4 protein-coding genes are annotated in these 7,010 nt (G+C 71.0%); 2 read left to right on the forward strand and 2 right to left on the reverse strand.

The features are described 5' to 3' along the window. Positions 1 to 2,517: non-ribosomal peptide synthetase (locus ACJ73U_RS28405; protein ID WP_407780793.1), on the reverse strand; the 2,517-nt coding region annotated here is incomplete at its 3' end. Positions 2,518 to 2,712: 195 nt separating this feature from the next. On the opposite strand from ACJ73U_RS28405, the gene ACJ73U_RS28410 reads away from it, so the two are divergent. Together ACJ73U_RS28410 and ACJ73U_RS28415 are read left to right on the forward strand one after the other, a co-directional pair. Next, positions 2,713 to 3,489: a thioesterase II family protein gene (locus tag ACJ73U_RS28410; RefSeq protein WP_407780790.1), complete on the forward strand. Its 777-nt coding sequence runs from the start codon at positions 2,713 to 2,715 to the stop codon at positions 3,487 to 3,489. Continuing rightward, complete coding sequence (locus ACJ73U_RS28415; protein WP_407780791.1) at positions 3,477 to 3,758, forward strand: acyl carrier protein; 282 nt, start codon at positions 3,477 to 3,479, stop codon at positions 3,756 to 3,758. The genes ACJ73U_RS28410 and ACJ73U_RS28415 overlap by 13 nt, the downstream gene beginning before the upstream one ends. A 9-nt stretch (positions 3,759 to 3,767) precedes the next feature. On the opposite strand, the gene ACJ73U_RS28420 is transcribed toward ACJ73U_RS28415, so the two are convergent. Continuing rightward, the coding region (locus ACJ73U_RS28420) for a non-ribosomal peptide synthetase (RefSeq protein WP_407780792.1) at positions 3,768 to 7,010 on the reverse strand (3,243 nt) is incomplete at its 5' end.

A 7,010-nucleotide genomic window follows, 5' to 3' on the forward strand; every position in this document is an offset into this window, starting at 1 on the left:
AGCTTCGACCTCGCCGAGCTCGATCCGGTGCGACCGGACCTTCACCTGCCTGTCCGACCGGCCGAGCAGCTCCAGGGCTCCGTCGTGCCGCCACCGAGCTCGGTCGCCGGTGCGGTAGTACCGGCCGGTCGCCGTCGTGCGGAACCGGTCCGCGGTGAGGTCCGGTCGGTTGAGGTATCCGGTGGCGACGCCCCTGCCGCCGATGCACAGCTCGCCCGTCACGCCGGGCGGTGCCGGGCGGCCGCCCGGTCCCTCGACGAACACGCTGGTGTTGGCGATCGGTCCGCCGATGGTGACCGGGCCGCCCGCGACGTGCTCCGCGAGGGTGGACCAGATCGTCGTCTCGGTCGGACCATAGACGTTGAACAGGCGGCAGCCGCTCGCGAGCAGGTCCCTGGCGAGGCTCTCGGACAACGGTTCGCCGCCGCAGAGCACTCGCGTCCCGGCGAGTGCGCCGGCCTCCGGCGTGGCCGACGCCCATGTCGTAGGGGTGGCCTGGACGACGCAGACGTGGTGGCGCCGAACCAGGTCCACGATCACGTCCGCGTCCGCGCGTGCCCGGTCCGGGGCGACCACCACACGCCCGCCGGCCGTCAGCGGGAGGAACAGCTCGAGGGCGGAGATGTCGAAGGCGAACGACGTCAACCACAGCCCGGCGTCGCCGGGACCGAACTCCAACGTGTTCTCGAAGTGCCGCACCAGGTTGACCAGGTTGTCATGGGTGACGGCGACGCCTTTCGGCCTGCCGGTCGAACCGGAGGTGTAGATGACGTACGCCATGTCGTGCGGCGCGGCTGACAGCGGCAGCGCCTCCTGGCCGGTGGCGGGCGGACCGGTCAGCGCCAACACCGCGCAGGACGGGTCGCTGCCCGTTGGCAGGGGCCGATCCGCGAGAACCGCCACCGCGCCGGAGTCGGTGAGCTGGAATCGGATCAGCTCCGCCGGATGGTCCCGGTGCAACGGCAGGTAGGCCGCGCCGACCGACCACACCGCCAGAACCGCTGCTGCCAGGGCGGCGCCGCGCTCGGCGTACAACGCCACCACGTCACCGGCACGGACACCCGCGGCGACAAGGCGGTCACGTTGGCCTCGCATGACGACCGCCAGCTCCGCATAGGTCACCTGTGCGGCCCCGTCGACGATCGCGACCGCGTCGGAGAGCGGGCCGGTGAAGTGCTCGGCGATGGCACCGGCCAGAGGCACGGCGGGAATGTCCACTTCGGTCCGGTTCGCGCCGGCGACCAGCTCCTCGTCCGTCCGGGTCCAGAACGCCACGTCGGCTACCGGGCCGGGTTGCTCGGCGAGGGAGACCAGCAGCCGGTCGTAGCGCTCCTGCAGCGACCGGATGTCCTCGTCGTCGAATATCTCCGTGCTGTACACGGTCCGGATCCAGCCATCGCCGTGGCCGGTCTCCACGATGAACTCCAGATCGTGCCTGCTGTGCCGGGGATGCGCGAAAAGCAGCTCCACCGGCAGGTCGCCGAGCCGTGCCGCCGCGGGGACGGGTATGGGGCGGTAGTTGAACATGTAGCGGAAGAGCGGCGCACGCCACGTGCCGGGCAGCTCGGCCAGCTCCGGCAGTACGGCTTCGTAGGGCACGTGCCGGTGGGACAGGCCTTCGAGGAACGTGTCGCGGGCGGCGGCGACCACGTCGGCGAAGGTGTTCAGCCCGGTGAGCCGCACCCGCATCGGCAACGTGTTCACGTGGTAGCCGACCACCGCGCCGACGGTGTGGTCGCGGCCCGCCACCGAGACGCCGACGGCCGGATCCGGTCCCGCGCCGTGCCGGTCGAGCAGGAGGCAGTACGCGGCGAAGAGGATGATGTTCTCGGTCACGTGGTACTTCGCCGTGAGCCGGGCGATCGAGTCCAGCGCCGCCGGCGAGAACATGTGCTGACGGCTCGTGCCCGCGAAGGTCGGGTGCCGGGGGTCCGGCCGGCCCATGGCCAGCCGCTGCACGTCGGTGTCCACACCCAGCACGTGCGCCCGCCAGTAAGCCAACCCGGCGTCGTCGGGAGCCGGCTCGACCCAGGCCGAGGCGACCGCGGTCAGCCGTTCGGGCAGCGCCGCACCGGCCACGACGGCGTTGTAGCCCGTCATCAGCTCCTCGAACAGCAGTCCAGCGGTCTGCGCGTCGTAGACGAGGTGGTGGAGTACGACGCAGCACACGTCGCGATCCGGGAAGCGCCACAGGGCGGCCCGGATCGGCGGCTCGTGTTCGACGCGGAACGGGCGGCTCACGAAGTCCGTCACCGCGTCGGACTCACCGCTCACCGGTCCGGCGACGGTCACGACCGCCAACTCGACCGCCACCACCGGGTGTACGACGGCCATCGGCTCGCCACGCACTTCCGGGAAGGTGGTGCGCAGGGCCGGATGCCTGCGCACGAGACCGCGCACTCGCTCGGCGAGCACGGCGGCATCGAGTCGACCCGGCACGGCGAACGCCAGTGCCTCGTTGGAGACCCCGTTGGCCGGCTCGAGCCGCTGCAGCATCCAGAGTGCCCGCTCCTTCATGGCAAGCCGGCGGACGCGTGGTGCGGGCGTTGTCGCTGCGGTTCGCACTCGCCGACGCTACGGGCGCGGGCGCCGGACCGTCATGCCCCTGGAAGACGTGACAGCTATACCCGGGTCGCCCGTTTACGGGACATGCCGGACGCCCGTCGCCCTCGCATCCTCGATGCACGGATCCCGTTCTAAGTAGGTGCCTTGGTGCAGAGCGAGCCGTCGGCCCTCGCCGTCGGAGACAGCGCGAGCACTCGCTGGTTCGTCCCCCTCGTCGAGGACCCGGACCGGCCGGTGCGTGTCCTGGGCATGCCGAACGCGGGCGCGGGCTGTGCGGCACTGGCCGAGTGCGCTGCCGCGGTCTCCTCGGACATCGCGGTGTACGGGCTGAACCTGCCCGGCAGACAGGCTCGGTTCACCGAAGCGGCCCGGACCGACCTCGGTCCGCTGCTCGACGAGATCGTCGCGGATCTGCGCACGTACGCGGACCGGCCCTATGTCCTGTTCGGCTACTGTTCCGGTGCCCTGCTGGCCTATCTGACCGCACAGGGCGCCCGCGCCGCGGGCGTAGCCGCGCCGCAGGCCCTCGTCGTCGTGTCCTACTGCGCGCCGCACCTGGCGGTACCCGCCGCGGACCTCCACACCCTGCCGAGCGAGCAGTTCTGGACCCGGATCATCGCGGGCGGCGGTGTCTCCGGGCAGCTGACCGCGCAGCCCGGGTTCCAGGAGGTCTTCGAACCGGCGTTGCGCGCGGACTACGAGATGCTCGCCGGGTTCCGGCACACCCACACCCAGCCGCTGGACATACCGGTGATCGCCGTCGCGGGCGATCGTGATCCGCTGCTGCACCGGGACGACGCGACAGCCTGGGCAGACCACACCACCGCAACGTTCGAACTGCGGCTGTTGCCGGGTGACCACTGGCTTCTCGCGACTGCCGCAACAGAGTTGGCCGGGATCCTGGAAAGCGCGTGCCACCGGTGACCGCCACCGCCGAACACATCCGGCGCGCGTTCGCCGCCCGCGTCCCACCGGGACGAAACCTGGACGCCGACACGAACTTCTTCGAAGCCGGCTTCACGTCGGCCGTCATGGCCGAGCTCCTCACCGACCTCAACGCGTCCGGGGTGGACCTGGTACTCGTCGACCTGTTCCGGTACCCGACCCTGCGGTCGCTCACCGAGGAGATGCACCGGCGCGGCAGGGGTGGAGAACGCCGCCGCGACGCACGCCGGATGCCCTGGGAGCGCTGACGTCTCACGTCAGCTGTCGGACCCGTTCAGCCGCGTGGCCACGATCGCGCCGATGTCGGACAGTGGTCCTGGCTGGGTCATGTGGTCGTGCTCGCAGTCCACCTGGTACACGTCAAGCTGGCCGGTGGTCCGCTGCCGCCACCTGTCGTCGAGGTCGATCCCGCGCGACGTGGTCGAGGTGAACAGCAGCACATCGGCGTGGATCGGTGTGCCTTCGTACTGTTTCGACAACCTCATGTTGTTGCCGAGCACGGTGGCCAGCGCGGTGATCTGCTTGTCGGTCAGGCTGCTGAGCGCGGTGTCCGCGTGGCGCAGCAGTGCAGCGGCCGATTCGCGGGTCAGTGGTTCCCGCCGCAGCTCGTCTTCTGTGTGACCGAGGATCGCGAGCAGGCGGTGGAGCACGTCCTCCTCGCTGGCGGTGGCCGTGTCGTCGGCTTGTGGACACGGATCGCCGTCGAGCACGACGAGCAGGTCGACTCGCTCACCGTGACGTTCCAGACGACCGGCGAGCGCGTGTGCCACCAGCCCACCGAAGGACCAGCCGAGCAGGTGGTAAGGGCCTTCCGGTTGTACCGACCGGATCTGGTCGAGGTAGTCGCCGACGATCTCGTCGAACGACGCCGGGCAGGGCTCGTCGCCGCGCAGGCCACGCGACTGCAGGCCGTACACCGGGGTGTCCGGACCCAGGCTGGTGAGCAGGCCGGCATAGGTCCAGCTGAGGCCGAGCACCGGGTGCACGCAGAACAACGGCGGCCGGCTGCCGGAGACACGCAGGGGGAGCAGCACGCCGAGTGCCCCGTCGGGGGCCGGGTCACCGGCGGCCAGTGCCGCGACGGTGGGCGCGGAGAACAGTGCCATCACGTCGAGTTCGGTGCCGAGCACCGAGTTGACCCGGCTCACCAGTTCGGTCGCCAGCAACGAGTGACCGCCGAGTTCGAAGAAGTTGTCCCCGACACCGATCCTCGGCCGCTCGAGTACCCGTGCGAAGAGTCCACAGAGGAGCTCCTCGTGGGGTGTGCGGGGTGCTTCGTAGGCGCCGCGGCTCTCACCGACGGGGGCGGGCAGTGCGCGCCGATCGAGTTTGCCGTTGGGGGTGAGGGGAAGCGCGTCGACCGTCAGCAGTGTGGACGGCAGCATGTACCTGGGCAATCGGGCCGCCAGGAAGTCGAGCACGCCGGAGACGTCACCCGCGGGAACCACGTACGCCACCAGCCGGTTGTCCCGGGCTACCACGGCGGCGGCGCCCACCCGGGGATGTGCCGCCAGCGCTGCCTCGACCTCGCCGGGTTCGACGCGGAAGCCGCGGACCTTCACCTGGTCATCGGCCCGGCCGACGAACTCCAGGTCCCCGTCGGCGCGGCGGCGCACCAGGTCGCCGGTGCGGTACATCCGGCTGCCCGGCGCGCCGAAGGGGTCCGCGGTGAACCGCTCGGCCGTGGTACCGGGCCGGTCGTGGTACCCGCGGGCGAGGCCGGCACCTGCCACGTACAGCTCCCCGGTCACGCCCGGCGGCACCGGGTGCAGCCGCTGGTCGAGCACGTAGGCCCTGGTGTTGGTCACCGCCCTGCCGATCGGTGCCGCCCCGTTCCCGGCGAGCCGGCCGCTCATCGTCGAGATCACCGTGGCCTCGCTCGGCCCGTACGCGTTGATGACCGTCCGGCCACGCACCCACCGGTCAACCAGATCCGGTGGGCACGCCTCGCCCGCGAACACCAGCACCCGCAGGTGTGGCAGGTCGGTGTCCGGGAGAGTCGCCCACACCGACGGCGGGATGGTCACGTGTGTCACGCGCTCGGCGGAGACGACCTTCGACAGTGCCGCCCCGGCGAGAATGCCCCGTGGCGGCAGCACCAGCGTGGCGCCGGTGAGCAACGCCATGCACAGGTCCCAGAACGCGACGTCGAAGCTGGCCGAGACGAACTGCAACACCCGGTGACCGGGACCGACGTCGAACGCACGGCGTTGCGCGTCCAGCAGGCTCGCCACGCCGCGGTGTGTCACCGTGACGCCCTTGGGTACCCCGGTCGACCCGGAGGTGAACACCACGTACGCCAGGTTGTCCAGCCGCGTCGCGTCCCTGGTGGAGGTGGGCAGCGCGGCCGCCTCGTTCCATGCGGCCGCGTCCAGTACCACTGTGGACGGTGCGCCTGCCGGCACGCTCCGGTCCGCGGCCATGACAACGAGGGCCGGGCGGACGTCGGCCAGCATGAAGGCGATCCGTTCGGCCGGGTAGTCCAGGTCCACGGGCAGGTACGCGGCTCCTGCCCTGAGCACCGCGACCGTGGCCACGACGAGGTCGATCGACTTGGGCATGGCCAGCGCCACGACCCGGTCCGGGCCGGCGCCGCGATCGACGAGGAGCCGCGCCAGCACCTCCGACCGCGCGTCGAGTTCCTGGTACGACAGCTCCTCGTCGCCGCAGGAGGCCGCCGGTGCTCGCGGCGACCGGGACACCTGTGTGGCGAACAGCTCAGCGAACGTGGCCGGCGGAACCTGTGTGGCCGAGGCATTCCACTCCGCCACCACACTGTCCCGCTCACTGTCGGAGAGCACGTCGATGCCGGACAGGCGCCGCTTCGGATCCCCGGTCCACGACCGCAACAGCCGCACGTAGCGGTCGACCAACTCTCGTACCGTCGCTCGGTCGAACAGGTCGGTGTTGAACTCGACGACGCCCCGCAGGCCGGGCACGACGCCACCGAACGGTGTGGCCTCGCTGAGGCTGACCGACAGGTCGAGCCGGGCTGTCCCGGTGGACACCACGTCCGTCCGGACGTCCAGGCCGGGCATGTCCAGCAGGTGCTGACGGGTGTTCTGGAGCGCGAACCCCACCTGGAAGATGGGGCTGTGCGCCAGGGAACGGGGTGGGTTGAGCACCTCGACCAGGTGCTCGAACGGCACGTCCTGATGTGCGTACGCGGCAAGGGCCTTGACCCGCACTCGCCGCACCAGCTCGGTCAGGTCGGGGTCGCCCGAGGTGTCGACGCGCAGCACGAGGGGGTTGACGAAGAACCCGACGAGGTCGTCGAGCGCGTCGTCCGTGCGGCCGGCGATCGGGCTGCCGATGGGGATGTCCGTACCAGCGCCGAGGCAGGTCAGCAGCGCGGCGAAACCAGCCTGCAGCACCATGAACAGTGTGGCGCCGTTGGCACCCGCGAGCTCGCCGAGCCGCTCGTGCAGCTCCGCGTCCACGTCGAAGACCAGCAGGTCGCCGCGGTATGAGATGACCGGGGGGCGTGGCCGGTCGGTGGG

The organism is Actinophytocola sp., from assembly GCF_045807065.1.
Classification (GTDB): Bacteria; Actinomycetota; Actinomycetes; order Mycobacteriales; family Pseudonocardiaceae; genus Actinophytocola.